At 75.3% G+C, this 3,809-nt stretch carries 6 protein-coding genes; 1 reads left to right on the forward strand and 5 read right to left on the reverse strand.

Annotated features, from left to right (window positions below):
• A partial coding sequence (gene rpsS, locus JNW89_RS30470) for a 30S ribosomal protein S19 (RefSeq protein WP_238451704.1) occupies positions 1-262 on the forward strand: 262 nt, incomplete at its 5' end.
• On the opposite strand, the gene JNW89_RS30475 is transcribed toward rpsS, so the two are convergent.
• The 5 genes from JNW89_RS30475 to mnmA all read right to left on the reverse strand — a co-directional run.
• Positions 213-1,247, reverse strand: a complete 1,035-nt coding sequence (locus JNW89_RS30475; protein ID WP_238451705.1) for an ADP-ribosylglycohydrolase family protein — start codon at positions 1,245-1,247, stop codon at positions 213-215. The two genes, rpsS and JNW89_RS30475, sit on opposite strands and share 50 nt — an antisense overlap.
• A gap of 37 nt (positions 1,248-1,284) precedes the next feature.
• A complete protein-coding gene (locus JNW89_RS39235) occupies positions 1,285-1,473 on the reverse strand; it encodes a VOC family protein (RefSeq protein ID WP_375155166.1) in 189 nt (62 codons plus the stop codon).
• The gene (locus tag JNW89_RS39240; protein WP_238451706.1) at positions 1,400-1,654 is read right to left on the reverse strand and encodes a VOC family protein; all 255 of its coding nucleotides are present in this window, start codon (positions 1,652-1,654) and stop codon (positions 1,400-1,402) included. Before JNW89_RS39240 ends, JNW89_RS39235 begins: the two co-directional genes overlap by 74 nt.
• A gap of 36 nt (positions 1,655-1,690) precedes the next feature.
• Positions 1,691-2,695: a methionine synthase gene (locus tag JNW89_RS30490; RefSeq protein WP_238451707.1), complete on the reverse strand. Its 1,005-nt coding sequence runs from the start codon at positions 2,693-2,695 to the stop codon at positions 1,691-1,693.
• A gap of 50 nt (positions 2,696-2,745) precedes the next feature.
• Positions 2,746-3,809, reverse strand: a 1,064-nt coding sequence (gene mnmA / locus JNW89_RS30495; protein ID WP_238451708.1) for a tRNA 2-thiouridine(34) synthase MnmA, incomplete at its 5' end; no start/stop codon positions are given.

Raw genomic sequence — 3,809 nt, forward strand, 5'->3', positions numbered from 1 at the left:
GTTCGTCGACGACCACCTGCTCAAGAAGGTGGAGACGCAGAACGACAAGGGCTCGAAGAACGTCATCAAGACCTGGTCGCGGCGCTCGACGATCATCCCGGAGATGCTGGGTCACACGATCGCCGTGCACGACGGACGCAAGCACGTCCCGGTGTTCGTGACCGAGGCGATGGTCGGGCACAAGCTCGGCGAGTTCGCGCTGACCCGCACGTTCAAGGGTCACGAGAAGGACGWCMGTCCCAGCGGGTGGCGAGGGTGGTGAGCTGGTCGGCGTACTCGATGCGGGTCGACCAGTCCCGCGGCCAGGCGGCCATGCCGTGGGCGGTGCCGACGAAGGCGCCGGCCAGGGCGGCGATTGAGTCGGAGTCACCGGCGGTGGTCGCGCCCCGGGCGATCGCGGCGACCGGGTCGTCGGGGTGGCGCAGCGCGCAGAGCAGGGCCGTGGCCAGCGCCTCCTCGGCGATCCACGCCTCGCCGGTGTCCCGGCACGGGTCGCCGCCGTCGTCGGGTCGGCCCAGCGCGGCGACCAGCCGGTCCAGCACCTGCCGGCACTCGTCCCAGCCCTGGGCGACGAACTCCGCCGGGGACGTCGCGCCGGACCGCTGCCACAGGTCGCCGAGCCAGTCGGCACGGTAGACCCGCCGCTGCTCCCCCGCCCGCGCGATCAGCAGGTCGGGCAGTTCGGCCAGGCCCGCGCCGTCGCGCAGCAGCCGCACCGCGTACGCGGTCAGCTCGCTGGCCGCCAGGCCGGTCGGATGACCGTGGGTGAGACCGGCCTGGAGCTGGGCCAACCCGGCGAGGGTGTCCAGGTCGACGTCGAGCAGCCCGACCGGGGTGACCCGCATGTTCGCGCCGCAGCCCTTCGAGTCGGCCACGGTCGCCTCCTGCCAGCGCAGCCCACGACCCAGCTCGGCGCAGGCCCGCAGGCAGGTCATCCCCGGGGCGCGGTTGTTGTCCGGGCTGACCGCCCACTCGCCGAAGCGCTGCCGCAGCAGCGGCTCGACCACCTCCGGGGTGAACGCGGACGCGTCGTGCAGCGCCCACGCCACGGCCAGGGCCATCTGCGTGTCGTCGGTGACCAGCGCCGGATCGCCGACCAGCTCACGCGGGCCGCCCGGGCCGTAGCGACGGGTGATCTCGGCGACGGTCAGGAACTCGGTCGGCTTGCCGAGGGCGTCGCCGTAGGCAAGACCGAAGAGCGAACCGGAGGCGCGGCGGGGCGAGGAGTCGATCACGCCCGCGATCATGCCGCCCGGTCGCAACCCCCGGCCGGCCACCGCCGGCTCAGTCCCAGCAGAGGCAGAACGGGTGACCGGACGGGTCGGCGTAGACCCGCCAGCCGTCCCCCTCGCCCGGCAACCGGCGCGCGCCGAGGGCGAGCACCGCCTTCTCCGCCGCGTCAATGTCGTCGACGGTGACGTCGAGGTGGAACTGCTGGGGCCGCTCCGGGTCCGGCCAGGCCGGGGCCCGCAGGTTGAGCGCCTTCTGGAAGGCGAGCCGCGGCTGGTCGCCCCGGCGAGCCGCCGAGCACCACCCAGTCGTCGCCGTCGGAGTTCTCCTCCACCAGCGGCAGGCCGAGCAGCTCGGCGTAGAAGCCGGCCAGGGCGCGGGGATCCGGGCAGTCGATCACCGTGGAACGCAGCTGTCCAATCATGACGGTCATCCTGCCCGCCGGGTACGACGAAAAACCTCACTCCTCGTGCAGTCGCCGGCCGGCGTCCCGGCAGGCGGCCAGCACGGCCCGGGCGTACCCCGGGGTGGCGTTGGCCAGGCCGCAGGCCGGGGTGACCACCACCTGCTCGGCGAGCTGGCGGCGCGGGAAGCCGAGGCGGTCCCAGAGCGTGCGTACCCGGTCGGCGACCTCGGCCGAGGTCGGCGCGCGACCGGCGGACGGCGGCTGGGTGGGCGCGGCGCCGGCGAACAGCCCGAGCCCGGCGTCGATCGCCTCGCCGAGCGGGTCCAGGTCGGTGACCAGCGCGAGGTCCAGCGCCACGGCGACCGCCCCGGTCGACCGGATCAGCTCCAGCGGCACGTCCGGCGCGCAGCAGTGCACCACGGTCGGCACCCCGGCCGCCTCGATCACGCTGCGCAGCAGGGCGCGGGCCACCTCCGACTCGACCGGCCGGTGCGCGCCGAAGCCGCTCTCGGTGGGCACCCGCCCGGCGAGCACCGTTGGCAGGGACGGCTCGTCGAGCTGGAGCAGCACCGACGCCCCGGGTAGCCGGCGGGCCACCGCCCCGACGTGCAGCCGCAGCCCCTCGGCCAGGGAACCGGCCAGGTCGCGCACCGCGCCCGGGTCACGCAGCAGCCGCCCGCCGATCGGCAGCTCCAGCGAGGCCGCCAGGGTGAACGGTCCGGCCGCCTGGATCTTCACCGGCCCGGTGTACCCCTCGGCCTGCTCGGCGAGCTGGTCGAGGTCGCGTTCCATCAGGTCCCGGGCCCGGCGCAGGTCCCGGCCGGGGCGCAGGGCGATCCGCCAACGGGCCGCGTAGAGCTCGACCGGCAGCTCCACCAGCAGCCCGCCGGTCCGGCCGATGAGGTCGGCGCCCGGTCCACGGGCGGGAAGTTCGGGCAGGTGGGGTAGGGCGGGCAGCTCGCCGAGGACGACCCGCTGCGCTTCGGCGATGTCGGTGCCGGGCAGCGAACCGATGCCGGTCGCTGCCCCCGCGGGCCAGGGCCAAGGCTGATCAGTCACGGCCGAAGGGTAGCCGCTGGGCGTGGCCGGCCGGAGGCGGACGGCGGCGGTCAGTCGGTGATGGTGGCCGAGCCGAGCACCACGTCCCCGGCCGGGTCCGGCCGGTACGCGACGATCGCCTGCCCGGCGGCCACCCCGCGCACCGGGCGGCGCAGCTCGGCGCGGAGCCCGTCGTCGGTCAGCTCGACGGTGGCGGGGACCACGTCGCCGTGGGCGCGCAGCTGCACCTCGCACTCGACCGGTGCGGTCGGTCGCTCGCCGCCGGTCCAGACGGGACGGGTGGCTCGCACCCGGGAGACGTCCAGCGCCTCGGCCGGGCCGACGGTCACCGTGTTGGTCTTCGGGGTGATGGAGAGCACGTAGCGGGGGCGGCCGTCCGGGGCGGGCCGGTCCAGGTGCAGGCCGCGCCGCTGCCCGACGGTGTAGGCGTACGCGCCGGTGTGGCTGCCCACCACCGTGCCGGTGAGCGCGTCGACCACGTCGCCGGGCGCCTCGCCGAGCCGGCCGGCCAGGAAGCCGCGGGTGTCGCCGTCGGCGATGAAGCAGATGTCGTGCGAGTCCGGCTTGTCGGCCACCGCCAGCCCGCGCCGGGCCGCCTCCTCGCGGACCTGCGCCTTGGTGGAGTCGCCGAGCGGGAAGAGGGACCGGTCGAGCTGCTCCCGGGTCAGCACGGCGAGCACGTACGACTGGTCCTTGGCGAGGTCGACGCTGCGGCGCAGCAGGCCGTCCGCGCCGAGCCGGGCGTGGTGGCCGGTGACCACCGCGTCGAAGCCCAGGGCCACCGCCCGGTCCAGCACCGCCGCGAACTTGATCTTTTCGTTGCAGCGCAGGCAGGGGTTCGGGGTACGGCCGGCGGCGTACTCGGCGACGAAGTCGTCCACCACGTCGGCGTGGAACCGCTCGGCCATGTCCCAGACGTAGAACGGGATGCCGATCACGTCGGCGGCCCGCCGCGCGTCCCGGGAGTCCTCGAGGGTGCAGCAGCCGCGCGCCCCCGTGCGGTAGGTCTGCGGATTACGGGCCAGCGCCAGGTGCACCCCGGTCACGTCGTGCCCCGCCTCCACGGCGCGCGCCGCCGCGACGGCCGAGTCCACCCCGCCCGACATCGCCGCCA

The organism is Micromonospora sp. 4G55 (assembly GCF_016803375.1).

Bases quoted from the DNA above. Each gene is read 5' to 3' on its own strand.
- JNW89_RS39240 (WP_238451706.1), bottom strand. From the start codon at position 1,654: ATGATTGGACAGCTGCGTTCCACGGTGATCGACTGCCCGGATCCCCGC.